We start from the raw sequence: 26431 nt of genomic DNA on the forward strand, positions 1-26431 counted from the left end.
ATATTGGAATCCCTTTTTATTTAAGGCTTCGACTGCGCTCAGCCTGACATATTGGAATCCCTTTTTATTTAAGGCTTCGACTGCGCTAAGCCTGACATATTGGAATACCTTTTTATTCAAGGCTTCGACTGCGCTCAGCCTGACATATTGGAATCCTTTTTTATCCAAGGCTTCGACTGCGCTCAGCCTGACATATTGGAATCTATTATTATTTAAAGCTTCGACTGCGCTCAGCCTGACATAGAATAAAAAAACTAAAACAAACCGGGTTGGGAACCTCCTTTTATTCTACCCAAGTGGGTGTACGCTAATTCGGTTACTTCTCTGCCCCTTGGTGTACGCATAATAAATCCCTGCTGAATTAAAAAAGGTTCGTAAACTTCTTCAATGGTTTCCGCACTTTCCGAAACTGCCGTAGCCAAGGTAGTAATGCCTACCGGGCCACCTTTAAATTTGTCTATAATAGTAGTCAGGATTTTGTTGTCCATCTCATCCAATCCATGAGTATCTACATTAAGTGCCTTTAAACCATAACGCGAAATAGCCATATCTATATTTCCATCTCCTTTGATCTGAGCAAAATCCCTTACCCTCCTTAGCAATGCGTTACTTATCCTTGGAGTTCCCCTGCTTCTTCCTGCAATTTCGATCGCTGCATCATCTGTAATCGGAACTTTCAGGATATCCGCACTTCGCAACACTATGGTTGATAACAATTCGGTTCTGTAATATTCCAGTCTGCTGGTTATTCCAAATCTTGCACGCATGGGAGCCGTTAACAACCCTGATCGTGTGGTAGCCCCGATTAAAGTAAAAGGATTCAAATTTATTTGGACCGACCTGGCATTTGGACCGGTTTCGATCATAATATCAATTTTATAATCCTCCATAGCTGAGTACAAATACTCTTCGACTATGGGGCTTAGTCTATGTATTTCATCAATAAAAAGCACATCGCGTTCTTCAAGATTGGTCAATAGTCCTGCAAGATCTCCCGGTTTATCCAAAACCGGACCAGAAGTAATTTTTATTCCAACTCCCAATTCATTCGCAAGGATATGTGCCAGAGTAGTTTTACCTAATCCCGGCGGACCGTGGAACAAGGTATGATCCAGGGCTTCGTTACGTTGGTTTGCCGCCTGTACGAAAACCTTCAGGTTCTCCAATACTTGCTCCTGACCAGTAAAATCATCAAAAGTAATGGGCCTTAATGCACGTTCAATATCCAATTCCTCTTGAGAAAACGTGGAGCCGGTAGGATCAAGATTATCGTTCATGTTTTCAAAGATAGTAAAAAAGAAAAGCGGTAAATATCACAAAGTGTACCTACTTCTTTATATTAAGACAAAACCTTGAATGCACATGATATTTGTCATCTTTTTTACAAAGATTTATTGCATTCTTTGCATAAAATTTATGAATTATCACTAAATTATCAATAGTTAGGAAAGTACAATCTTCAAAAACAAAAAAACAATGAAAACATCTTTTAATCTACAAAAATACGGGATAGAAACGGAGCAGGTGTATAGGAATAGCAGTGTTCCTGTGCTTTATGAATTGGGATTACGACTGGAAAAGGGAACAGCTATATCTAATGTAGGTGCACTAATGACTTACTCTGCCGAAAAAACCGGCCGTAGTCCTAAGGATAAGAGAATTGTAAGGCATCCGGATTCCGAAAATAACATAGACTGGGGTGAAATAAATATAGGTTTGGATGAGCATACCTTTATGGTAAACCATGAACGCGCTTTAGATTTCTTAAATATTTGCGATCACTTATTCGTAGTAGATGCATTTGCCGGATGGGACCCAAATTACAGGCTTAAAGTCAGAATTATATGTACAAGAGCGTATCACGCGCTGTTTATGCAGAATATGTTGATCATGCCAACTGCTGAAGAACTGGAAAATTTTGGAGAACCAGATTATGTTGTTCTCAATGCCGGTGGTTTCCCAGCAAACAGGTATACTTCCGAAATGACGTCTAAAACCAGTGTAGACCTTAACCTGGAACGCAAAGAAATTGTAATTCTTGGAACTCAGTACGCCGGGGAAATGAAGAAAGGTATCTTCTCTGTAATGAATTATTTAATGCCGCTGGAAAATGTATTACCGATGCACTGTTCAGCAAATGTAGGGGAGAAGGATGACGTAACTATTTTGTTTGGTTTATCAGGAACAGGTAAAACCACTTTAAGTGCTGACCCAAAACGTAGATTAATTGGGGACGATGAGCACTGCTGGACCGATAAGGGCACATTTAATATTGAAGGAGGATGTTATGCTAAAGCTATAAATCTTTCGGCTGAAAAAGAACCGGATATTTTCAATGCCATTAAATTTGGGACAGTTCTGGAGAATGTGGTATATGATAAATTCACGAGAGAAGTGGATTACACAGATACCAGCATAACACAAAATACAAGAGCCTCCTATCCAATTGAATATATAGATAATGTGCAAATACCTTGTATAGCAGGTCATCCGGAAAATATTATTTTCCTTACCTGTGATGCTTTTGGTGTATTACCACCGGTAAGTAAACTTACTCCTGAACAGGCTAGTTATCACTTTATATCAGGTTATACTGCGAAAGTTGCGGGTACTGAAATGGGTGTAACAGAACCACAGGCAACTTTCAGTGCTTGTTTTGGTGCGGCATTTATGATGTGGCATCCAAATAAGTATGCAGAGTTACTTGCAGAAAAAATTAAAGAACACAAGGCTACCGCCTGGTTGGTTAATACCGGATGGACTGGTGGAGCGCATGGTGTAGGATCCAGGATGAGCCTGAAGTATACCCGAGCAATGATCGATGCAATTCACAATCATGATTTTGATAATGTTGAATTTTCTACAGACGAGGAATTTGGTTTCCAAATTCCACTAAGTTGTCCTGAAGTACCCTCTGAAATTCTCATACCAAAGAATACCTGGGAAGACAAGGAGCAATATCAGGAAGTAAAGAAGAAGCTAGTAGGGCTTTTTAATGAAAACTTTAAAAAGTTTGAAGCCAATGTAAACACCAAGATTGTAGAGGCAGGTCCAAAAGCGGACTTCTCAATGCAGTCCTAGCTAAATTGATGTGTTTAAAAAACCCCATCGCAAAGTCGATGGGGTTTTTTTATATTAGAAACTGACTAAAATATTATTCTTCACGTTTATAAAGCTCTGAGGTGTTAAGAAATTCATTAATAGTTAGTTTGGCATTACCCCACAAATAAGTTTTTGCTGAACCACTTGAAGAGAGTTCGATAGTCTTATAGGCATGTATTCGTGCTTTGGTTGTTTCTTCCACTACAGCATGCACAACTCCTGCTTCTAAATTTTCTGCTTTAAGATTGCTGCTTCCGAATAATTTTATATTTAATGTATCTGCAGTTCCTTCTGCCACAGTGTGGGTATTGTCATACATTTCAATTGTACCCTTACTGATTATTCCATACAGATTAAGATCAGTTTTATCTCTTAACTTAAGGTCCAAAGAATCTGTTTGCAGGTTAAAGTCTCCAGTACTATTTCCTTCCATTGTAATATTCATAATCGAAGCCCTGGCATTCAATTCAAGTTTGGAAGATCCGTAGGCACTGATATTAAGAACTTCAGCATTAATCATATCCCCGGATACCAATTTACCATTCTCTAAACTTATACTATTTAGCTCGTTGTAATTTACAGTAATTTCCAGTTGTTTTTTAGCTGTAATCTTATAAAACGATCTTATAATCAACGTACTATCTACAACCTCAAATTTTAAAACGTCTATTAAGTTATCATCCGCGGAAACCGAATATCCCGGAATGGCGGTCTTTTTTAACAAGACTTCAAGATCATCCCTTAGTTCTATGGCATTGAAGAAAGGTAGATCTTCATTAACGTCAACAATTGTCTTGTTGCCTTTAATTTTAGGTTTTCGCTGTGCACTTACTGCAAAGGTGGATAATGCTAAAAAAAGTAGAATAAAGTTCTTCACGTTTGCGAATTTAATAATTATTCATCCTAAAAATAAGTCAAGCAAATATTTTTATAACAGCTTTATACATATTCTTTCAGGGAAGACATAAAAAAAGCCCATCTTTCGATGGGCTAAAATTCTATATGTTGCCAATTTACGCTTTAGTGATTCAATTCCTCTTCATTCTCCTGAAGGGGTATATTTTGGGGGACAAAGTCCTGACCCGGGATTACGTATTCCCCATTGTCCATGGTTTTGCTATAATCATAGGCCCATCTATGTACTTCAGGAATCTTACCTTCCCAGTTTCCATGAAAATGTTCGATTGGTGCAGTCCATTCGAGTGTATTAGATCTCCAGGGATTCTGCTCCGTAGGCTTCCCGTAGAACATACTACTGATGAAATTATATAGGAAAACCAATTGAGCCAGACCGGCTACCATGGCAAATACAGTAATAAGTACATTAACATCTGTTAATTCATCGAACATAGGAAAGGCCGTATTTTCATAATAGCGCCTCGGAACTCCAGCCATACCTACAAAATGCATAGGGAAAAATACCCCATATGCACAGATTGCAGTTAACCAAAAGTGTACATAACCTAAATTCTTATTCATCATCCTCTTGAACATTTTTGGGAACCAGTGATATACTCCGGCAAATAAGCCATATAAGGCTGAAATACCCATTACCAGGTGAAAATGCGCAACAACAAAATACGTGTCATGAACATTAATATCCAAAGTACTATCCCCAAGAATAATACCTGTTAAACCTCCGGTAATGAAAGTTGACACCAATCCTATAGAGAAAAGCATTGCAGGATTAAGCTGTAAATTACCTTTCCACAAGGTGGTTATATAGTTAAATGCTTTAACCGCAGATGGGATAGCAATCAAGAGGGTAGTAAATGTAAATACTGATCCAAGGAATGGATTCATTCCTGAAACAAACATATGATGTCCCCAAACTATGGTTGATAAAAATGCGATTGCTAAAATTGATGCCACCATAGCCCTGTAACCGAATATTGGTTTACGGGCATTAGTTGACATTACTTCAGAGGTAATACCAAGAGCAGGCAATAGAACTATATAAACTTCAGGATGTCCTAAAAACCAAAACAAGTGCTCAAATAATACGGGCGAGCCTCCCTGGTAATGTAAAACTTCACCCTGGATAAATATATCTGATAAAAAGAAAGACGTTCCAAAACTTCTGTCCATTATTAAAAGTAAAGCTGCCGACAACAATACCGGGAAAGAAACTACACCAATTATTGCCGTTACAAAAAACGCCCAAATGGTCAATGGAAGTCTTGTCATTGACATCCCTTTGGTCCTTAGGTTAAGTACCGTAACAATGTAATTCAATGACCCTAATAAGGAAGAGGCAATAAAAATCGCCATAGATACCAGCCATAGTGTCATCCCCATCCCAGATCCTGGCTGCGCCATAGGCAAAGCACTCAGCGGAGGGTAAATGGTCCAACCTGCTGCTGCAGGGCCAGCTTCAACAAAAAGTGATATTACCATAATAACACTGGACAAAAAGAACATCCAATACGATAACATATTCAGAAAGCCAGAGGCCATATCCCTTGCACCTATTTGTAATGGAATTAATAGGTTACTAAATGTACCACTTAAACCGGCCGTAAGGACAAAGAAAACCATTATTGTACCATGAATGGTTACCAGAGCCAAATACATATCGGCATCCATCACACCACCAGGGGCCCAATCTCCCAATAAGGCTTCGAAAATTGGAAAAGACTCTCCGGGCCATGCCAATTGCATTCTGAATAGGAGAGACATGGCAATACCAATAAAACCCATGATCAGACCAGTAATAAGATACTGCTTTGAAATCATCTTATGATCCTGACTAAAGATATACTTAGTTACAAATGTCTCTTTGTGATGATGTACATGATCATCTGTGTGGTCATCAACCTGGGCATGTGCAGTAACAGACATAATTGAATTTTTTTTTTATTAATTTTCCTTTGTATAGCCTAATTTATTGTATTGATGCCATTGTTTGACTAAAAGTCTGCTGACTTTGAATCCAGGCATTATAATCCTCTTCACTTTCAACAATAATTTTCATTTGCATATTGTAGTGCGATTTACCACAAATTTTATTGCAAAGCAAAATATAATCAAACTCCCACGGATCTGAATTATCTTCTCCATTAGCGGCCCGTTCGGCCCTTATTTTATTGGTTCTTTTTACTTTATCCACAACATCGGGATTCATCCTCATCTCAGCCGTAGTAATTGTTGGGGTAAAAGAAAATTCAGTGGTCATACCAGGCACACAGTTCATCTGAGCTCTGAAATGCGGCATATAGGCCGAGTGCAATACATCCTGGGAACGCATTTTAAAATTTACTTTCCTACCAACAGGCAGATGTAATTCTTTGACAATTACATCATCAGAAGCATTAGGGTCAGATTCATCTAAACCTAAAATATTAGCCTTATCAATATCTATCATCCTAACATTGGCACCTCCCAATACATTGTCTGCCCCTCCATATCTCGCAGTCCAATTGAATTGTTGCGCATAAAGTTCCACAATCAGGGGATCATCCTCATCATTAATGTCCATAATGTTTGTCCATGTATATAAACCCCATAAGATCAGACCAGCCAATACAATTACCGGTATTATCGTCCATATGAATTCCAGACGGTCATTATCTGCAAAGAACAACGCCTTTTTACCCTTTTCACCCCTGTATTTATATCCAAAATAATGCAATAATGCCTGGGTTATGGTTTGAACAAAAAAGATGATTATGAATGAAACAAGCATCAGATAATCATAATCACCTCCATGGGCTGATGCCGCCTCAGGCAACAAAACTTTGGTGTATTTATAAAAACTAAATATGGTAATCCCATAAATAAAGATCAAAAAAGCAAATAGCAAATATCCATTGTACTTATTGTCCTTATCTGTCGCCACTTGTGAATCCACGGTCTTTAGTTTGGACAATTCAAAAATTTTGGTCATTTGCCAAATCGCAATTGCCACTAGTACTAAAACAACTAAGATCAATAATGTAGTCATTGTATATTGAAATTATACTTTAAAATTACTAATAATGAAAATGTCTGCTTTCCTCTATAAAAGGATTACGGCTGGGTTGCAACGGTGCATGAGTTAATGCTCGGAATACCCAAAAAATAAACGCTCCCGCAAAAAAGGAGATAGCCCCTAATTCCGGTATTCCTATGTACCATTGATCACCTACAGTCCCTGGCATTATCATATTAAATATATCTAAATAATGGCCTGCAAGTAACACGATACCTGTCATAATTACAAACCAATTCACTCTTTTATAATCACTGTTCATTAGAAGTAATAATGGAAATACAAAATTCATTACCACCATACCAAAAAATGGTAAATTATAGTCTTCAATCCTGGTTACATAATACGTAACTTCTTCAGGAATATTTGCGTACCATATTAACATGAACTGACCAAACCAGAGGTAGGTCCAGAATATACTGAAGCCAAACATGAATTTTGCCAAATCATGGATATGACTATCATTAACATCAGGCAAATATCCTTTTGATTTGAGGTAAATGGTTACCATTGCAATAACAGTTATACCTGAGACAATCATGCTCGCAAATAAATACCATCCAAATAAGGTACTGAACCAATGCGGGTCAACGCTCATTATCCAATCCCAGGACATTATAGATTCTGAAATAAGATAAAATACCAGGAATGCCGCAGACCATCTGAAATTCTTCTTAAAATTAGAATTGTCATCCGATTTGTCCTGCGCAATAGAAAGTCTTCTGGATATCTCACGGTAACCGATCCATCCAAAAAGGAAAATAGCTGCTCTAATTAAAAAGAAAGTAGGATTGAGATACCCTGCTTTATTTTGAAGCAATTCATCATGAGCTACAACATCAGCATCCATCCAGGTAAACATATGATTAAAATGCAATACCGATAGTACAAGGATAACAAATACAATTATTCCCCCTGGGACAAGATATGCCGTAATCCCTTCCATTACCCGGAATAACATTGGTGACCACCCGGCTTGGGAAGCTCTTTGAATTCCATAAAAAGCCAATACCCCAAGGGCAATCATAAAGAAAAAGAATGCTGCTACATATAGGGCAGACCATGGTCTGTTTTGTAATTGATGTAACAAATGTTCATCGTGTTCTGAACTGTGATCAGCTGCCTCTCCGTGATCAGAGGCTACCGCGTGTGAAGCTTCTTCGCCATGTGAATCACCGTTTCCGTCATCATGGACGGCTGCCATTGCTTTAGCTTCTTCTACTGTAGCCGGTGCAGATACAAAGCCAATGCCCATTCCCAATACCCCAACGGCCATGAGAATAAAGGAAGCTATTTTTAGTTTGTTTGAAAACTTGTACATACTATAAATCTATGTATTATTTTATTAAGTCTTGTTTCAATTGCATTACATACTCAGATACCTGCCATCTTTCTTCAAAATTAAGCTGACCGGCATAGGATCCCATAGAATTTAATCCGTAATAAATTACATGATACGTACTTCCCTCAGTAATATTCCTTGCCGCATCTGCATAACTGGGCACACCCAGTATCTTTTCTCTTTTTACAAGAGTTCCTTGTCCCTTGCCCTGATTCCCATGACATATAGCGCAATAGATATCATACAATTCCTTACCCTTGGCAAGATTAGCTTCCATTTGTAAAGAATCTAAGGGGCTTTCCTGCAATCGTGCCATTTCCTTCCCCTCCATATCGTTGGCAAACTCATACGGCAACCAACCTCTGTGAATTGTGTTTTCCGGAGGTGTCATGGCTTCAGTTCCACTTGGAAGAAAATCAACCTGTTGATAGGTCTCATATCCAACAGGCTCATACATATTTGGCATATATTGATAGTTGGGGGCATTCGTATCGGCACAGCCGGACACAAGTCCAATTACCAACAAAACCATTACTATTTCTATAAAACGCTTCATTATCTAATGACTGTTTTTAATAATGTTTAATTCTACTGCTCCTGTATCAAGCAACAAATCCTTTAATTCGGACTCGTTGTTATGTACTTCAATTTCCATAACAAAATGAGCATCTGTTGTTCTGACATCCGGATTCTCTGCTTTTTTATACGGCCATAATTTACTTCTTAAATAAAATGTGATCACCATTAAATGAGCTGCAAAAAAGACAGTTAATTCAAACATAATCGGAACAAAGGCAGGCATATTTTCAATATAGCTAAAACTGGGTTTACCACCTATATCCATTGGCCAATCATCAATCATTATGTATTTCATCATAACAATGGAAACAATTAATCCCAAACAGCCATACATAAAAGATGTTATGGCTATTCTGGTTGGGGCCAATCCCATCGCTTTGTCCAGTCCATGGACTGGAAAAGGACAATAGACCTCTTCAATATGATGCTTTTCGGCTTTAAGCTTTTTAACGGCGTGCATCAAAACATCATCATCATCGTAGTATGCGTGGATAACAGTTGCTGCCATAATTATTTATCGTTGTTTAAAAACATTCTTGCTTGTCCTGCCCAATCATCTCTCTGCGCTCTTCCCGGAAATGCTCCGGTAAGGGAATCAAGCATATCGTATTCTTTCTGGGTCATTTTACTAACTTGTAAAAAGCTATAAATTCCCAATTTGTTTAAGGTTTTCTCCATTAAAGGACCAATACCTTTTACCTTTTTAAGGTTATCAGGATCCTGAGTTGCTGAATCAAAACTACCCAGCGAACTAAGCAAACTTTCTTCTTGGCTTGACGCCGAAGAAGCCACATCCTCCGGACTATTGTTTATAATGGTTTCCCGTACAATCCCATCTTTACGTATCGTATATAATGGCTTGCCTGCATCTCTAAGGGCTTTATAACGGGCACCTGACGATTTTAATATTGATTTCACCTCGGCCTGAGCAATTACAGGAAAGGTTCTTGAATACAATAAAAAGAGTACAAAGAAGAATCCAATGGTCCCTATGAATATGCCTATATCAACATATGTAGGTGAGAACATAGTCCAGGAAGACGGCAAATAATCGCGATGTAACGAGGTAACGATGATTACAAATCTTTCAAACCACATACCTATATTCACTACAATTGATATAATAAATGAAATTACTATGCTTGTCCTGATTTTCTTAAACCACATGATCTGTGGTGACAGAACATTGCAGCTCATCATTAAAAGATAGGCCCACCAATATGGTCCTGTGGCCCTGTTTAGAAAAGCATATTGTTCATATTCCACTCCTGAATACCAGGCGATAAAAAGCTCCGTAATATAAGCGCATCCAACTATGGAGCCCGTAATCATGATTACTATGTTCATCAGTTCAATATGCTGCACCGTAATATAATCCTCAAGGTGACTTACTTTCCTCATGATAATTAACAAGGTTTGAACCATAGCAAAACCCGAGAAAATTGCCCCGGCAACAAAGTAAGGTGGAAAAATTGTTGTATGCCATCCGGGAATAACCGAAGTAGCAAAATCAAATGATACGATGGTATGGACCGAAAGTACAAGAGGTGTCGCCAATCCTGCCAAAACAAGAGAAACTTCTTCGAATCGTTGCCAATCTTTGGCACGACCTGTCCATCCAAAACTCACCAAACCATAAATTTTCTTTTGGAAAGGTTTTACTGCCCTGTCCCTAATCATGCCGAAATCCGGTAATAATCCTGTCCACCAGAATACCAATGAAACGGATAAATACGTTGATATTGCAAATACATCCCACAATAAAGGGGAATTAAAGTTAACCCAGAGTGAACCAAATTGGTTAGGAATTGGCACTACCCAATATGCTAACCAGGGTCTACCCATATGTATTATAGGAAACAAGCCCGCCTGGATTACAGAAAATATGGTCATGGCCTCGGCGGATCTATTGATTGCCATTCTCCATTTTTGTCGGAATAGTAAAAGTACGGCAGAAATCAGGGTTCCCGCATGACCAATACCAACCCACCAAACGAAGTTTGTAATATCCCAGGCCCAGTTTACCGTCTTATTAAGACCCCAGGTACCAATACCCGTAGAAATTGTATAAATTATAGCCCCAACGCCCCAAAGGAGTGCTGCCAATGCAATGGAAAAGACAATCCACCATTGTTTGCTAGCCCGTCCTTCAACCGGAGCTGCAATATCTACCGATACATCATGGTAGCCTTTGTCCCCAAGAACTAAGGGTTTACGTATTGGTGCTTCGTAATGCGACGCCATATATATTTGTTATAGTTGTATTCTTTCTAAATTGATTATGCTTTATTTGTGTTTCTCACTTTCACATGATAAAACACATTAGGTTTTGTACCTACACTTTCCAATAAGTGGTACATCCTATCATTTTTCTTTAATTCTGTTACCTGGCTTTCTTCGTCATTTGAATCCCCAAAAACAATTGCCCCATTGCTACAAGCATTTGAACAGGCTGTTTGAAATTCCCCATCAACTATTTCTCTTCCCTCACGTTTGGCATCAAGAATTGTCTTTTGCGTCATTTGGATACAAAGCGAACATTTCTCAATTACCCCTCGAGAACGTACGGTCACATCAGGGTTAATAACCATTTTACCAAGATCGTTATTGAAATGATAATCGAATTCATCATTATTATTCAATAAGAACCAGTTAAACCTTCTTACTTTGTAAGGACAGTTGTTAGCACAATATCTGGTGCCAACGCATCGGTTGTATGCCATATGATTCTGACCCTGACGACTATGTGAAGTCGCTGCAACCGGACAAACAGTCTCACAAGGAGCATGATTACAATGCTGGCACATTACAGGTTGAAATGCCACCTGAGGGTTGACCGCAGCAAGTTCCATTTCTTCAAAACCTGATTTAGTTTCTGAAATTCCCGAAAATTCATCCTTTTTTATATTGTCCTGGTCAAAAGAATCCTCTGAAGAATAATATCTGTCTATACGCAACCAGTGCATATCTCTCGATTTCCGAACCTCTTCCTTACCAACGACAGGTACATTGTTTTCTGCGTGACAGGCAATAACACATGCGCCACAACCTGTACAGGCATTCAAATCTATCGACATATTAAAATGATGTCCGATAGACCTGTCAAAACTATCCCAAAGATCTACAGTTGTAGCAGGTACCTCCTGATGGTTTAATGACACCTGAGGTACGTGATTCCATTCTGAATGATCCTTTGTATTAAATATTTCTAAGGTAGTCTCCTTTATGATATCACCTCTGCCCATTAGGGTATTGTGCAACTGAACACATGCAAATTCATGCGTGCCTGATGCCTTTTCAATAGTAACATTTTGAATGTTACTAAATCCCTGATACAGGGTATATGCATTAACCCCGGTCTGCATTTCAGCTTTCATGCCTACTTGTCTGCCATAACCAAATGACAGTCCTAAAGTACCAGCGGCCTGACCTGGCTGAATAATCACCGGCACATTTTCCAATGAGACACCGTTAACCGTTAGTCTTGCATAACTACCGTTCAGACCTCCATTCGCTACATTTTCATTTACGAATCCAAGTGTAGATGCATCCGCTCTGGAAACACATACATAATTATCCCAGGAAACCCTGGAAATAGGATCTGGAAATTCCTGTAACCATGGGTTATTGGCTTGCTTACCGTCTCCCATGCCCGTTTTAGGATAAAGAACTAATTCCATTCCGTCAGCTGAAGAGCTGGAAAGAGTACTTATAGCAGCCGAAATTGGCGCTACAGAACTATCTCCTTCAGACTGCTCATCCATTGTTTGAGCAGCGGAATCATCATTTGGCGCCGAGCTATCATCAGTAGAATCGGCCTTCATTGAGAAAACTCCATCATGAAGTGCTTTATTCCAGGAAGCCTCACCCAAAACACCTGTGCTCCAGGTTTCTTTTAAGTAATCGTAATAACTTAAATCGCTATCCATCCATTGAAGAAGAGCTTGTTGAAACTGTCTTGTATCAAAAAGTTCCTTTATCGTTGGCTGCATCAGACTGTAATGTCCTTTGACAAACTGTGCATCTCCCCAAGATTCCAGATAATGGTTAGAAGCTGCTGTGAACTCCGTAATTTCTGTAGTCTCATTCCAATTTGTGGAGAAGGTAACTGATAAATCTACTTTTGCAACACCTTCTGCAAACTCTGAAGCATTAGGAAGGGTATACATAGGATTAACACCATCCATTATCAAAGCGCCTACTTTCCCTGAATTCATGTCCTTGATAAGGGCATTAACCGTTTTTGTGTTTCCTTGTCTGATATATCTTGGTGCAGTTGGGTCAAATGCCGAACTCGCAAGCATTTCATTTATTGATAACGTAACGGCCTGAGCATTCACATCATCTAAACCTGTAACAACAACTGCGTTTTTCCCTGCATTTTTTATTTCGGCAACAACATCGTCTACAGCTTTATTGATTGTGTCACTAAGATCAACATTCACAGAACTATTGTTTAGCTTGCCAAACAAACTTGCTAATGCTTTTTTCTGCTCTGATGGTTTTAATGGAATTCTTTTATCTGCATTCGCCCCAGTAAGAGACATATTGGATTCGAATTGAATATGCCTTGACATCTTACCATTTTTAGGGATCCTTCCTTTGGAATATCCACTATCAAAACCTCCGCCTTGCCAATCACCCAGAAAATCTGCTCCAAAAGAAACGATTACCTCGGCTTTCTCGAAATCATAAGAAGGTAGTGCCCTTTCACCAAACCTGGCCTCAAATGCCGATAATGCGGCATCTTCGCTAATGGCATCGTAAGTAATATGATTTACATTTCCGTAAAATTCTTTAAACTCAGCAACTAACTTCGCAGTAGAAGGACTGGCATAGGTCTGGGTAAGCAACGCTATTTGCTTCCCGGTAGCTTTAAATGCTCCCAGTTTACCCTTTACTGCTGTATCTAAAGCAGCCCATTCTATAGGTTCTCCATTAGCTAATGGACCTTGTAATCTGGTACTGTCATATAAAGAAAGAACGGATGCCTGTATTCTGGCATTGGAATTGCCTTTTGTTGCAGCGTCTTTATTATTCTCAACTTTAATTGGCCGGCCTTCCCTTGTTTTTATCAAAATACTTGCAAAATCATAACCATCGGCTATGGTAGTTGCGTAGTAATTTGCTACCCCCGGAATTATTTGCTCAGGCTTAACAACATAAGGTATAGATTTTCTAACCGGACCTTCACATGCTGCTAAAGATGCAGCCGCCGTGCTAAACCCTACATATTTTAGAAAATCTCTTCTATTTGTAGTACTGGCAGACAAATTCTCTTTATCTCCTAAAAATTCATCAACAGGTATTTCTTCCGGAAATTCGTTTTGTCCCAGCGTCTCAACGATAGCATCGTTGGGATTAAGTTCCGCTTCGCTTTTCCAATACTTTTTTGATGCCATATATTTTATATCTGTAATTAGATGCTTCTTTATTTCTCTTATCTCAATAGTGGCATTTACCACATTCTAAACCGCCCATTTGCGCAGCTGTAAGATTTTCAACGCCATATTTCTTTGATAATTCCTCATGTATTTTGGCATAGTAGGCGTTGTCCTCTACCTTTACATTGGTTTCCCTGTGGCAATTAATACACCAGCCCATAGTTAAAGAAGAATACTGATACATAATCTCCATTTCCTCGACAGGCCCATGACAGGTCTGGCATTCAATCCCTCCGACGGTAACATGTTGTGAGTGATTAAAATAAGCCAAATCCGGAAGATTATGTATTCTTACCCATTCTACCGGTTGACTTTCTCCTGTATATTGCTGATTTTCCTCATCCCAGCCTACAGCCTTGTATAACTTCTTTATTTCTCCTGTATAGAATTCATTCGTATATCCATTTGCCAAATCTTCCTGACTAGGACCTTCTGGATTACCCTTGTACTCATAAATTGATTTGTGGCAATTCATACATACATTCAAAGAAGGAATTCCTGAATGTTTGGAAACCCTGGCCGAAGAATGACAATATTTACATTCAATTTTATTATCCCCTGCATGCACCTTGTGCGAATAATGAATTGGTTGGATTGGAGCATATCCCTGATCTATACCAATCTGCATCATCCACCCATATGCAAAGTATGCACTTGCCAATAAAAGGAATATTACGGAAACAAGAACCAGGAATTGATTTTGTGCGAACGCTTTCCATATTGGAGTGCGTTTTGCCACTTTATCCCTTTCCATAGCTACACCATTAGCCTCAGCAATTCGTTGCAAGGTGTTGTTTACCAGGATTAGCATCATTACCAGGAGCGCAAAAATCAGTACAAGGGCGCCCAAAATAATTTCATTGGAAAGGCCAGAAGAATCAGTTGCTACCTGACCTGCATCAGTTGCGGCAACTGCCGCTGCAGGCGCAGGAGGTGTAGCAGCCGTATAAGCCAATATATCATCTATGTCAGTGTTTGACAAGGTTGGAAAAGCGGTCATCGCCGCCTGATTGTACTCCGCATATATCTTGTTAGCATAGGCATCGCCCGAACTTATCATCCCGGCACTATTCTTAATCCATGCATACAACCATTCCTTATCCAATCCTTCATCCTCGGCAAGTCTGGCCTCAACATTGGCTAATGCCGGCCCGGTCATTTTGCGATTTAGCGCATGACATGCCGCACAATTCTGATTAAATAGTTGTTTGCCCTTTACCGCATCACCGGAACCCGAATCAACTGCTTCTTCGACAACTTCAGTTTCAGCCTCAGAGCTCTGTTCCGTGGTTTCTTCCTGTGCAAAAAGAGCATTGGAAAGAAGTAGAAAAACTACTAGAGTAAAAGTAAAAAGTTTAGAAATCTGATGGCGGTACAAAACCTTTTTCATATTTAAAATATTTCTATCTTAATTCTGGCACGATAATTACTGTATACTAAGATAAATAGGTAATTTATCGCCGCTCAAATTGCGACAAAAATAAGACTTTGACTTTATTTGGGAAATGTTAATGGTTTGATAATTTATAATTTATAATTATTCTAAATAAGCGGGAATACTTTTGTTTAACATTCAATAAATTACTTTTGTATTTTATGTTTTATATCCATAAAGTAAATATCATGAAAACAGCAATTCTAACGGTAATACTTCTTGTATTTTTCACTTTCGGAATGGCACAAAGTGGAAAAATAAGCGTTGAACAAGATGAAAGTATTACGCGTCTTTTGGAAGTATATAAAATCAGTAATTCAAAGTCTAATTTCTATACCATCCAGGTAGGATTCGGCTCTTATACCAAAGCAGAAGAACTCAAACAACAGGTAGATATTGATTTTCCCAATTTAAAATCAAAGATTATTTTTGATTCACCAACCTACCGGGTTCAGACAGGTCAGTTTAAATCTAAACTGGAAGCAGAGCGTAAATTTAGAGAAGTACGAATCAAATTTCCGGAATCACTTTTATTAAAACCGGAAAAAACGACCAAATAGGTCGTTTTTTGATTTTATTTTATCGAACATTCCTTTCCTGACTATCAGGACCGGTGATTTTAGTTCGAAAATTAAATTTGATTAAAGTTTCTTCTTAACAGCGACTTCCTGGAAAGCTTCCACTATATCATTTTCTTTAATGTCGTTATAATTCTTCACTTGTAGTCCGCAATCATATCCCTTGGCTACTTCTTTAACATCATCTTTAAATCTTTTCAGGGAGGAAAGTTCCCCTGTATAAATTACAACTCCATCACGAATAAGACGAATACTGGAATTCCTGAAGATTTTACCTGTGGTAACCATACAACCAGCAATGGTACCCACTTTAGAGATTTTAAAGGTTTCCCTGATTTCGGCTGTACCCGTAATCTCTTCTTTCATCTCAGGAGAAAGCATTCCTTCCATAGCATCTTTAAGATCATTGATAGCATCGTAGATGATAGAATACATTCTGATGTCAATTTCTTCTTTATCTGCAATATCCCGGGCGTTACCCATAGGCCTTACATTAAATCCAATTACAATTGCATCAGATGCAGAAGCCAATAAAACATCAGACTCCGTTATTGCGCCGACACCTTTGTGAATAATATTGACCTGGATTTCATCTGTTGACAGCTTTTGGAAAGAATCCGTTAAAGCTTCGACTGATCCGTCAACATCTCCCTTTAGAATAATGTTTAATTCTTTAAAGTCACCCAATGCAATTCGTCTGCCAATTTCATCGAGGGTAATATGACGCTGGGTTCTCACAGATTGTTCACGTTGCAATTGACTTCTTTTCGCCGCAATTTGTTTGGCTTCCTTTTCGTCTTCCAGGACATTGAATTTATCGCCAGCCTGAGGTGCTCCATCCAATCCTAAAATAGAAATTGGTGTGGACGGACCCACTTTTTTAACATTCTTACCCCGTTCATCCTGCATGGCTTTTATCTTTCCGCTACAAGTACCGGCCAAAACGTAATCTCCTATTTCCAGAGTCCCTGCCTGTACTAGTATTGTTGAGACATAACCTCTCCCTTTGTCGAGAAATGCCTCTACAACCGTTCCTGTTGCCAATTTATTGGGGTTAGCTTTTAGTTCAAGAAGTTCTGCTTCTAGAAGCACTTTTTCCAAAAGTTCTTTTATCCCTTCTCCGGTTTTGGCTGAAATATCATGAGATTGTATTTTACCTCCCCAATCCTCAACCAATAAATTCATTGCGGCCAAACCTTCTTTAATCTTATCAGGATTAGCAGTAGGTCTATCTATTTTGTTTATTGCAAAAACGATGGGAACCCCGGCAGCCTGTGCGTGGCTGATAGCTTCCTTTGTCTGCGGCATAATGTCATCATCAGCAGCTACTACTATTATAGCAATATCTGTTACCTGGGCACCACGTGCACGCATTGCGGTAAAAGCCTCGTGTCCGGGTGTGTCTAAGAAAGTAATCCTTTGACCTCCCGATAAACTTACCCCATAGGCTCCAATATGCTGTGTTATTCCTCCACTTTCACCGGCGATTACATTTTCCTCTCTTATATAGTCCAGCAATGAAGTTTTACCATGATCCACATGTCCCATAACCGTGACAATAGGAGCTCGAGGTTCTAAATCCTCTGGTACATCTACTTCTTCTTCAATAGATTCCTCAATATCCGCGGTAACAAATTCTACTTCATAACCAAATTCGTCAGCAACGATAGAGAGGGTCTCCGCATCCAGCCTTTGATTCATGGTAACCATGATCCCAAGTGACATACAGGCTGAAATTATTTCAGTAGAGGATATTTCCATCATCGTAGCAACTTCTCCTACAGTCACAAACTCGGTAACCTTAAGAATTTTACTTTCTAATTCCTGTTGTTCAAGATCTTTCTCTGTCTGCTGTCTGTGCTGGTCCCTTTTATCCCTTCTATATTTGGCACCCTTACCTTTTTTAGATTTGCCCTGAAGTTTCTCAAGTGTTTCACGAACCTGTTTTTGTACTTCTTCCTCTGTGGGTTCCACCTTTGGAGTGGAAGTAAATCGTTGCCCTTTTTTTGCAGCCGTTCTACCCCTGCCTCCCTGAGCACCATTACTACTAACTATACGTTTTCTTCTTTTGCGTTTATCGGCATCAGAAGACGCTTTTGCAGGTTCTTTTTTCTTCTTGGGTTTATTAAATTTGGAGAGGTCAATTTTGTCCCCCATTATCTTAGGACCAGAAAGCTTTTTATACTTCGTAGTAATAGATTCCGGTTCCGCGGGTTTATCCTCTGCAACGATTTTATCTTCTTTCTTAACTGCCTCAGGAGCTACCTCAGGCTTTACCTTCTCAGTCGTCTTTTCAACCTTAACTTCCTTCTTTACTTCATCTACTTTCTCCTCCTTTGGGATAGGTTTATCCTCAGTTTTTTGAGGCTCGGATTTTACTTTCTTCTTGGGTTTGAGATCTATTTTCCCTACTTGTTTTGGTCCTGAAAGTTCAACTTTTGCCTTAATTACTTCTCGGGAAGCGGCTCTTTTTTCCCTCTCCAGCCTTTTTTCCTCCTGCTCTTGTTCCAATTGCAGTCTTATGGCTTCTTTTTCTTTGCGCTTTTCTTCACCAACCTCCTGGGACGCAACCCTCTTGCTCATATCTGTCTGGAATTCGTCTAATAGAACCTGATGTATGTCTTCGGAAATCTTTGTGGTTGGCCTGGCCTCCACCTTATGCCCTTTAGACGCAAGGAAATCCACTGCTCTATCCAAAGAAATGTTAAGTTCTCTTAGGACTTTATTAAGCCTTATTGTTGCATTGTCTGCCATAAATACTGTTTACTCTCTACTTTAATATTGCTAATATATAGCTTAATCTTCAAATTCTTCTTTTAGGATACGTACAACATCAGAAATAGTCTCCTCTTCCAGGTCCGTGCGTTTTACCAAATCATCAACGTCCTGTTCCAGAACACTCCTGGCGGTATCTAAACCTATCTTTTTAAGTTCTTCAATTATCCAGCCTTCAATTTCATCAGAGAATTCAGTAAGTTCCACATCTTCCTCTACCCCTTCACGGAATACATCGATTTCATAACCTGTAAGTTGACCTGCGAGTCGTATATTATGACCTCCCCGGCCTATAGCCTTGGAGACTTCTTCGGGTCTTAAATAGACTTGCGCTGTTCCTTTTTCATCATTTAAGGATACTGTAGAAACACGTGCTGGACTAAGCGCCCGGGTAACCATTAATTGTGGGTTGTTCGTCCAGTTTATCACATCTATATTTTCATTGCCTAACTCGCGTACAATCCCGTGGATACGGCTACCTTTCATCCCTACACATGCGCCAACCGGATCTATTCGGTCATCATAAGAATCCACCGCTACTTTAGCTTTCTCCCCCGGAATTCTAACGGCCTTTTTAATCGTAATTAAACCGTCAAATACTTCAGGTATTTCCTGGAAAAATAGTTGTTCAAGGAAAACAGGTGAAGTCCTGGACATGATAATCATTGGTTTATTGCCCTTAAGCTCAACACTTTCAATGATGCCGCGAACATTATCTCCTTTCCTAAAAAAATCAGAAGGTATCTGTTTATCCTTGGGAAGAATAATTTCGTTACCCTCATCATCCAGTAAGATAATAGCCTTATGTCTTATATGGTGCACCTCTGCCGTGTAAATCTCACCTTCGAGGTCCTTAAATTGCTTATAGATAGTTGTATTATCGTGTTCGTGAATTTTGGATATAAGGTTCTGCCGTAAAGCAAGTATTGCTCTTCTTCCAAGATCAATAAGTCTTACTTCCTCAGAAACATCTTCACCAACTTCAAAATCCGGTTCAATCTTGCGAGCTTCAGAAAGGGATATTTCCTCGTTTGGCTCTTCTACCTCTCCATCTTCAACAACCACCCTATTCCTCCATATTTCCAGGTCGCCTTTATCAGGATTGATAATAATGTCAAAATTATCATCGGAACCAAATTTTTTCTTTAAGGCATTCCTGAAAACGTCCTCCAATATCGCCATAAGGGTTACCCGGTCTATAAATTTGTCATCCTTAAATTCCGAGAAAGATTCGATCAATGCAATATTTTCCATTTTGCGATGTAATTAAAATTTTAATTTAACTTTTGCCTCTTCAATTTCAGAAATGGCAATTTCTTTTCTTTTCTGAACAGTTATTTTTCCTTTCCCAACCGGCTTAGGTTCCCGTGCTTTCCATTCCAGTGTTATCGATTCCTCATTTGCCTCGGTAAGGTCGCCTTCGAAATTTTCAGTCGATGTTTTTACTATTAATTTCCTGCCAATATTTTTTGGATATTGCCTTGGCATTACAATAGGTTCTGACGCTCCTGCTGAGGTAACTTCTATTGAAAAATCATGCTCTTCCCTATCCAGATTATGCTCAATTGCCCTGCTTACGGCAATGCAATCCTTCAAGTTGACACCTTCATCCCCGTCAAGAACTATCTTAATAGTCTTATCAGGAGTAATAGAGAAATCTATCAAAAACAAGGTTTTATTTTCTTTCAGTGCTTCTTCTAAAAGCGCTTCAACTTTCGCCTTAAACATAACTATAAGTAACAAAAGAGGGGACAATTTGTCCCCTCATGAATACAATAATATCCGTTCAGTGGCGCAAATATACAACTTTTTTTGATTCATAAAACAGAAGCTTACCCCATTTATCTTACATACTATTAGCGGTATCCCGAACGTTTGACTTTTAGTTGTACTTTTATAAACCATGTATTAAATCCTAATAATATAATCAACCTTCCATGGACGTCTTTAATTCTTATAACCTTATAATTGAGGCTTCGGTAATACTTATTCTATCCTTTTTATTTAATGGCATAGCAAAAAGGACAAACATTCCTTCTGTCTTATTACTGATCCTCCTGGGATTTATATTGCAATTCGTTCTAAAGTATTTCACCGCAGAAGAAGTCGATTTTTTTCCGGCACTGGAAGTTCTTGGTATAATCGGCCTTATCATGATCGTCCTTGAAGCTGCGCTGGAACTTGAATTAAAAAGGGAAAAACTAATCCCTATATTAAAATCTATGGCCATAGCCCTGACTGGTTTAATAGGGTCTGCCTGGGTTGCAGCACTGATTCTGCATCAATTTGTTCCGGAAATGTCTATGCAAGCCGCCTGGCTTTATGCAACACCTTTATCTATCTTATCCAGCGCCATTATTATTCCCAGTGTAAGCGGGCTTGTGGAAAAGAAAAAGGAGTTCCATATTTATGAAAGTACATTTTCTGACATTATGGGTATCATGATGTTCTATTTTCTTGTAAGCGGACTCAATCCAACTGAAAATTCCGGTGCAGGCGGTTTTGCCCTTAATATACTCCTTACCATAGTCATATCACTAATTGCCAGTTATGCGATTATTCTCATTTTCCAGAAGATTAAAAGTCAGGCTAAATTATTCCTGCTTATAGCGGTACTGCTTCTACTATACGCGATCGGGAAACAATTGCATCTCTCCTCATTGCTGATAATACTCATTTTTGGGTTAGTAATTGCGAATATGAAATTGTTCTTTGGAGGAAAACTTTCTCACTTTCTTGAGTATGAAAAAGCACATAGAATATACCACGAGCTTCATATTGTTACACTCGAAACGGCATTCGTAGTGCGCACCTTCTTCTTTGTGATTTTTGGATTAACAATTGCCATAGCGTCATTATTTAATATACAGGTAGTCTTGGTAAGTCTGCTTATTATTCTTTCAATCTATGTAATAAGATTTGTAATCTTAAGAACATTTATGGGAAGTGATATTCTCCCTCAATTATTTATTGCTCCGAGAGGACTTATTACCATTCTTTTATTTTATGCAATTCCCGAAGAAGCTCAGGTAGCTACATTTGAACCGGGCATTTTACTTTTTGTGATTATTGGTACGAGTCTTGTCATGACCTGGGCCATGATCAAGGACAAGAAAAAAATGAGCACACTTTTGGACATGGAAGATGAAGAAATAGATAAGTTAAAGGAATTGAACAATACCATTGACCAAGGTGAACTCCCGGTACAAGATGAACCTCAGCTCCCCGGGGATTTAGAATAAAGTAAAAAAAATCCCAACACTTAAAAAGGGTTGGGATAGATTTTTAAATTTCAGTTGGCCTACTAGGACTCGAACCTAGAACGACTGGACCAAAACCAGCTGTGTTGCCAATTACACCATAGGCCATTAATGTAAAGGAGCGTGCAAATTTAAGACAAACTTTTATTTGCACAAATATTTTGAGTACAATCAACTAAAAAAGTACATCCTCCTCTTGTTAAAGGTTTGACAAAATTATAAGCCAATATCTATTTTAATTAGTAAATTCGCCCAGACTGGTAAACTTCATTGTACATGTTTTCAAAGAATTTCGAGAAATGGGACACCATCCTTGGGTGGGTCGTTTTTTTTATAGCCCTTATTACTTACGCCATTACCGTAGAACCCACAGGAAGTTTTTGGGATGCGGGTGAATATATTGCTACCTCAGCGAAATTACAGGTGGCCCACCCTCCGGGTGCACCTTTACTTCAAATGATTGGAGCCTTTTTTTCCATGTTCGCTTTTGCACCTGACCAGATTGCGCGTATGGTGAATTATGTTTCCGGTGTTTCCAGTGCTTTTACAATTTTGTTTATGTTCTGGACCATTACCAATCTTACGCGTAAGTTAATATCCAAAAATGAAAAGTTTACAAACAGCAATGCTATCGTGGTTTTTGGCAGTGGCCTGGTAGGGGCTTTGGCCTTTACATTTTCTGATAGTTTTTGGTTTAACGCTGTAGAAACTGAAGTATATGCAATGGCAAGTTTTATTATGGCCTTGCTGCTATGGCTGGGACTGAAATGGACCGATGATTTGGAAGATCCAAGAGGCAACCGCTGGTTGATCCTGATTTCATTTGTGGTAGGTCTTACGTTTGGAATTCAATTTATGGGTTTTTTGGCCATTCCAACGATAGGGTTAATGTATTATTTCAAAAAATATAAAACTACAACAGTCAAGAATTTTATATTGGCCAATATCATTGTTATTGGCATTTTAATGTTGGTTTATAAATTTTCCCTGACCTATGTTCTAAAACTATTTGGCTGGAGCGAAGTCTTTTTTATCAACAGCATTGGCTTGCCCTTTAATTCGGGGACAGTGATTATGCTCTTAATTTTTATTGGCGCCTTTTATTTTGGCTTGCGATATACACGAAAAAATAATTACAGAGTTGCCAACACTTTAGTGCTTTGCGCAATGTTCTTATTTCTTGGGTTTTCTTCATGGCTTATGTTGCCCATTAGAGCAAATGCGAATGTAATCATTAACGAAAATAATCCATCGGATGCCCGATCCTTGCTGGCCTATTACAACAGAGAGCAGTATCCTCAGGTAGATAGCCCTATCTATGGTACCTATTATTCCGATACATTTGCTCCCGCCGGTCCGGAAAAGGATGATAAACCTAAATATGAAAGGGATGAAGAGCTAGGGAAATATATCATTGTCAATAAGTATAAGAATGCAATGCAGGGACCCAATGAAGATCACAGGGGAATCCTGCCCAGGATGTGGAGCGAACAGAATGCCGAAAACTATATGAAATATTTCGGACCCCTTAATTTTAGGATGAAGACCTCCAATGAGGAGTTGCGCAAAGCAGTTACACAGGTGAAATCTGGTCTTGCCAATGGTGAATTAGATGAAGAACAATATATTGGATTCTTACGTCAGTTTGGTGAGTACTTAGAAGTAGAACCTCCGAGCGTTTGGCAGAACATAAAATATATGTTTCAATTTCAATTCGGCTACATGTACATGCGCTATTTTATGTGGAATTTTGTTGGTAAGCAAAACGATGTGCAAGGCAGATACAATGGCAATGGCGAATGGTTAAGCGGGATTGGGTTTATAGATAGTCTACGATTAGGCAGTCAGGAAAATCTTCCACAAGATGTTTTGGACAATAAAGGCCGTAACACCTATTTCTTTTTGCCTTTAATACTTGGAATAATTGGTTTGGTATTCCAACTTACCAAAAACCCAAAACAATTCTGGGCGCTTCTTGTGTTTTTCCTTTTTACCGGATTGGCAATTCAATTCTACACAAATCCATATATCTTTCAACCACGTGAACGGGATTATTCCCTTGTTGGTTCCTTCTACGTTTTTGCACTATGGATAGGCCTGGGTGTATATGGCCTGTATGAAGAGTTCAAAAAACTGATTACCCCAAAAGTACTGGGTCCTGTTGTTATTTTGATCTGTCTTTTAACGGTACCGGGGCTAATGGCCTTTCAGAATTGGGACGATCACGACCGGTCCAATAGATTTACGGCACGTTCCAGCGCAAAGGCTTATCTGGATTCATGCCAGGAAGATGCGGGCGCCATGTTATTTACCATTGGAGATAATGATACTTTCCCGCTATGGTATGCCCAGGAAATTGAAGGCTATCGTACCGATATAAGAATTATATGTACCAGCCTTTTTGCTACGGATTGGTATGTGGATCAAATGAAACGAAAGGCCTATGAGAGTGACCCCATACCTTCGCAACTTACACACGAATTATACAGATATGGCAACAGGGATGTAATTTATTATCAGGGTCTTCCTGGTTTAGCTGAAAAGCGATGGGATATTAAAGATTTTATGAATTGGGTGGGGAGCAATAAACCACAGACCAAATTTAGGTACATCCTTGAAAAACAAGGTGCTGATCTTAGTGAATATTCCGAAAGTACGTTAGATCTGGTATATTATCCAACCAACAAAATCAGAGTACAGGTCAATAAAAAAAATGTGATTGAAAGTGGCCTGGTTAAAGAAAAAGATTCGGCTTTAATTGTAGATTTTATCGATATCGACCTGCCGAAAAGCGCTCTGCCCAAAAATAGGATTTTGATGTTGGATATCCTTGCCAACAATGATTGGAAGCGTCCGATATATTTCTCTGGAGGCAGCTTTGATAAGGCAGAATATATCTGGATGAAAGAATATTTACAATTAGAAGGGTTAGCCTATAAATTAGTGCCTATTTTAACCAAGAATCAAAGTTCTTTTGAGATGGGAAGAATAGATACAGACTTGATGTACGATATTGTTAAAGGCTGGGACTGGGGAAATTCCGGAAGTTCCGAGATCTACCATGATCCTCAAACCAGAACACAGGCTTTGTCCTTTCGTGGCAACCTTGCTCGTTTAACTGAAGCTCTTATTAATGAAAACAAGATTGACGAGGCTAAAGATGTCATCAATATAGCCATGACAAACATGCCGGTAGAATACTTTGGTTTTTATGCTTTTGTTGAACCTTTTGTTGATGGCTACTACAAAGTTGGCGAAACACAGAAAGCAAGGGAATTATTTTACAAATTGAGGGATATTTATCAGGATCGTCTGGACTATTATTCGGGTATTCCGTTGGATGAACAATATGACAACATTGAGAATATCATTGGCGATATGGAAGCCTACAGAAGAAATATAGATATTCTAATTGAGAACAATGATCGGGAGACCGTGGAAAAGGAAACCTTGATTTTTAATGAACACATAGACCTGTTTAGTCATTTCTATAAAGATGAAGTCCTGGAAGAACCCCCTTTAATAAATCAGGGCGATCCGGATATGGAAGAGACTTTACCAGTGGAAGAAGGTTCATTTTCCGGCGATAGCACAGATTCAGGAGGCGATACGGATACTATAAACGGAAACAACTAAACCAGTTAGCACCCGGAAACTTTATCTTACTGCGATGAAGGCAATTATTTTTTAAAGGTATTCATTAAGTATTCCTATAAGTGTATTTGCGTCTTGTTCGCCGCTTTGTCTCCAAACCATTTCCCCTTTTTTGTAGATCATTAGGGTAGGCAGGCCTTTAATTCTGAGTGCTTGAGACAATTCTTTATTCTTATCCACGTCTATTTTAATAACCTTTCCTTTATCACCTAAGGCGGCCGCTACATCCCTTAGCACCGGGTGCATTGAAGTAGATTGCTCATTCCATTCAGCATAAAAGTCAAGTAACACG

The 26431-nt window shown here is 39.0% G+C and carries 18 protein-coding genes and 1 tRNA gene; 4 read left to right on the forward strand and 15 right to left on the reverse strand.

The annotated features are described in order from the left end of the window. Positions 1–254 precede the first annotated feature (254 nt). Complete coding sequence (gene ruvB / locus Q0X77_RS11650; protein WP_297797536.1) at positions 255–1277, reverse strand: Holliday junction branch migration DNA helicase RuvB; 1023 nt, start codon at positions 1275–1277, stop codon at positions 255–257. Positions 1278–1476: 199 nt separating this feature from the next. Here ruvB and pckA point away from each other — a divergent pair, with 199 nt between their 5' ends. Continuing rightward, positions 1477–3081 carry a phosphoenolpyruvate carboxykinase (ATP) gene (gene pckA, locus Q0X77_RS11655; RefSeq protein ID WP_297797538.1) on the forward strand — a complete coding sequence of 535 codons (1605 nt, stop codon included), beginning with the start codon at positions 1477–1479 and terminating at the stop codon, positions 3079–3081. A 73-nt stretch (positions 3082–3154) separates the two neighbouring features. Here the strand turns inward: pckA and Q0X77_RS11660 are convergent, their stop codons facing one another. From Q0X77_RS11660 to Q0X77_RS11700, 9 genes are all read right to left on the reverse strand, one after another. Next, on the reverse strand, positions 3155–3979 hold the full coding sequence (locus tag Q0X77_RS11660) for a DUF2807 domain-containing protein (protein WP_297797540.1): 825 nt from the start codon (positions 3977–3979) through the stop codon (positions 3155–3157). A 143-nt stretch (positions 3980–4122) separates the two neighbouring features. After that, positions 4123–5943 (reverse strand): cbb3-type cytochrome c oxidase subunit I, encoded by a 1821-nt coding sequence (locus tag Q0X77_RS11665; protein ID WP_297797542.1) that lies wholly within the window; start codon positions 5941–5943, stop codon positions 4123–4125. Positions 5944–5986: 43 nt separating this feature from the next. Further along, complete coding sequence (locus tag Q0X77_RS11670; RefSeq protein ID WP_297797544.1) at positions 5987–7045, reverse strand: cytochrome c oxidase subunit II; 1059 nt, start codon at positions 7043–7045, stop codon at positions 5987–5989. A 28-nt stretch (positions 7046–7073) separates the two neighbouring features. Beyond that, a complete protein-coding gene (locus Q0X77_RS11675; protein ID WP_297797546.1) occupies positions 7074–8393 on the reverse strand; it encodes a quinol:cytochrome C oxidoreductase in 1320 nt (439 codons plus the stop codon). Between the two features lie 16 nt (positions 8394–8409). After that, positions 8410–8970: a cytochrome c gene (locus Q0X77_RS11680; RefSeq protein ID WP_297797549.1), complete on the reverse strand. Its 561-nt coding sequence runs from the start codon at positions 8968–8970 to the stop codon at positions 8410–8412. A gap of 3 nt (positions 8971–8973) precedes the next feature. Beyond that, positions 8974–9501: a DUF3341 domain-containing protein gene (locus Q0X77_RS11685; RefSeq protein WP_297797551.1), complete on the reverse strand. Its 528-nt coding sequence runs from the start codon at positions 9499–9501 to the stop codon at positions 8974–8976. Positions 9502–9503: 2 nt separating this feature from the next. Next, the gene (nrfD, locus tag Q0X77_RS11690; RefSeq protein ID WP_297797553.1) at positions 9504–11237 is read right to left on the reverse strand and encodes an NrfD/PsrC family molybdoenzyme membrane anchor subunit; all 1734 of its coding nucleotides are present in this window, start codon (positions 11235–11237) and stop codon (positions 9504–9506) included. 35 nt (positions 11238–11272) lie between these two features. Further along, the gene (locus Q0X77_RS11695; RefSeq protein WP_297797555.1) at positions 11273–14395 is read right to left on the reverse strand and encodes a TAT-variant-translocated molybdopterin oxidoreductase; all 3123 of its coding nucleotides are present in this window, start codon (positions 14393–14395) and stop codon (positions 11273–11275) included. Positions 14396–14438: 43 nt separating this feature from the next. Beyond that, complete coding sequence (locus Q0X77_RS11700; RefSeq protein ID WP_297797557.1) at positions 14439–15827, reverse strand: cytochrome c3 family protein; 1389 nt, start codon at positions 15825–15827, stop codon at positions 14439–14441. Between the two features lie 233 nt (positions 15828–16060). On the opposite strand from Q0X77_RS11700, the gene Q0X77_RS11705 reads away from it, so the two are divergent. Continuing rightward, positions 16061–16432 (forward strand): SPOR domain-containing protein, encoded by a 372-nt coding sequence (locus Q0X77_RS11705; protein WP_297797559.1) that lies wholly within the window; start codon positions 16061–16063, stop codon positions 16430–16432. Between the two features lie 81 nt (positions 16433–16513). On the opposite strand, the gene infB is transcribed toward Q0X77_RS11705, so the two are convergent. The 3 genes from infB to rimP are packed head-to-tail and all read right to left on the reverse strand — an operon-like array spanning position 16514 to position 20953. After that, positions 16514–19204 (reverse strand): translation initiation factor IF-2, encoded by a 2691-nt coding sequence (infB, locus tag Q0X77_RS11710; protein ID WP_297797561.1) that lies wholly within the window; start codon positions 19202–19204, stop codon positions 16514–16516. 42 nt (positions 19205–19246) lie between these two features. After that, a complete protein-coding gene (gene nusA, locus Q0X77_RS11715; protein WP_297797563.1) occupies positions 19247–20479 on the reverse strand; it encodes a transcription termination factor NusA in 1233 nt (410 codons plus the stop codon). A 12-nt stretch (positions 20480–20491) separates the two neighbouring features. Continuing rightward, the gene (rimP, locus tag Q0X77_RS11720) at positions 20492–20953 is read right to left on the reverse strand and encodes a ribosome assembly cofactor RimP (protein WP_297797570.1); all 462 of its coding nucleotides are present in this window, start codon (positions 20951–20953) and stop codon (positions 20492–20494) included. Between the two features lie 209 nt (positions 20954–21162). Between rimP and Q0X77_RS11725 the strand changes: the two genes are divergently transcribed. After that, on the forward strand, positions 21163–22467 hold the full coding sequence (locus Q0X77_RS11725; protein WP_297797565.1) for a cation:proton antiporter: 1305 nt from the start codon (positions 21163–21165) through the stop codon (positions 22465–22467). Positions 22468–22521: 54 nt separating this feature from the next. On the opposite strand, the gene Q0X77_RS11730 is transcribed toward Q0X77_RS11725, so the two are convergent. Beyond that, positions 22522–22593: transfer RNA gene (locus tag Q0X77_RS11730), tRNA-Gln, on the reverse strand. 168 nt (positions 22594–22761) lie between these two features. Here Q0X77_RS11730 and Q0X77_RS11735 point away from each other — a divergent pair. Then, positions 22762–26121 (forward strand): DUF2723 domain-containing protein, encoded by a 3360-nt coding sequence (locus Q0X77_RS11735; RefSeq protein ID WP_297797568.1) that lies wholly within the window; start codon positions 22762–22764, stop codon positions 26119–26121. Between the two features lie 51 nt (positions 26122–26172). On the opposite strand, the gene Q0X77_RS11740 is transcribed toward Q0X77_RS11735, so the two are convergent. Next, entirely contained in the window at positions 26173–26430 is a 258-nt protein-coding gene (locus Q0X77_RS11740; RefSeq protein ID WP_297691004.1) for a thioredoxin family protein, read from the reverse strand. Between the last annotated feature and the right edge of the window lies 1 nt (position 26431).

This window comes from uncultured Eudoraea sp. (genome assembly GCF_947258925.1).
Lineage (GTDB): Bacteria > Bacteroidota > Bacteroidia > Flavobacteriales > Flavobacteriaceae > Eudoraea.

Bases quoted from the DNA above. Each gene is read 5' to 3' on its own strand.
- Q0X77_RS11735 (WP_297797568.1), top strand. From the start codon at position 22,762: ATGTTTTCAAAGAATTTCGAGAAATGGGACACCATCCTTGGGTGGGTC.
- Q0X77_RS11725 (WP_297797565.1), top strand. From the start codon at position 21,163: ATGGACGTCTTTAATTCTTATAACCTTATAATTGAGGCTTCGGTAATA.
- Q0X77_RS11675 (WP_297797546.1), bottom strand. From the start codon at position 8,393: ATGTACAAGTTTTCAAACAAACTAAAAATAGCTTCCTTTATTCTCATG.
- Q0X77_RS11700 (WP_297797557.1), bottom strand. From the start codon at position 15,827: ATGAAAAAGGTTTTGTACCGCCATCAGATTTCTAAACTTTTTACTTTT.
- Q0X77_RS11705 (WP_297797559.1), top strand. From the start codon at position 16,061: ATGAAAACAGCAATTCTAACGGTAATACTTCTTGTATTTTTCACTTTC.
- Q0X77_RS11695 (WP_297797555.1), bottom strand. From the start codon at position 14,395: ATGGCATCAAAAAAGTATTGGAAAAGCGAAGCGGAACTTAATCCCAAC.
- rimP (WP_297797570.1), bottom strand. From the start codon at position 20,953: ATGTTTAAGGCGAAAGTTGAAGCGCTTTTAGAAGAAGCACTGAAAGAA.
- Q0X77_RS11685 (WP_297797551.1), bottom strand. From the start codon at position 9,501: ATGGCAGCAACTGTTATCCACGCATACTACGATGATGATGATGTTTTG.
- nusA (WP_297797563.1), bottom strand. From the start codon at position 20,479: ATGGAAAATATTGCATTGATCGAATCTTTCTCGGAATTTAAGGATGAC.
- Q0X77_RS11680 (WP_297797549.1), bottom strand. From the start codon at position 8,970: ATGAAGCGTTTTATAGAAATAGTAATGGTTTTGTTGGTAATTGGACTT.
- pckA (WP_297797538.1), top strand. From the start codon at position 1,477: ATGAAAACATCTTTTAATCTACAAAAATACGGGATAGAAACGGAGCAG.
- Q0X77_RS11670 (WP_297797544.1), bottom strand. From the start codon at position 7,045: ATGACTACATTATTGATCTTAGTTGTTTTAGTACTAGTGGCAATTGCG.
- nrfD (WP_297797553.1), bottom strand. From the start codon at position 11,237: ATGGCGTCGCATTACGAAGCACCAATACGTAAACCCTTAGTTCTTGGG.
- Q0X77_RS11665 (WP_297797542.1), bottom strand. From the start codon at position 5,943: ATGTCTGTTACTGCACATGCCCAGGTTGATGACCACACAGATGATCAT.
- infB (WP_297797561.1), bottom strand. From the start codon at position 19,204: ATGGCAGACAATGCAACAATAAGGCTTAATAAAGTCCTAAGAGAACTT.
- ruvB (WP_297797536.1), bottom strand. From the start codon at position 1,277: ATGAACGATAATCTTGATCCTACCGGCTCCACGTTTTCTCAAGAGGAA.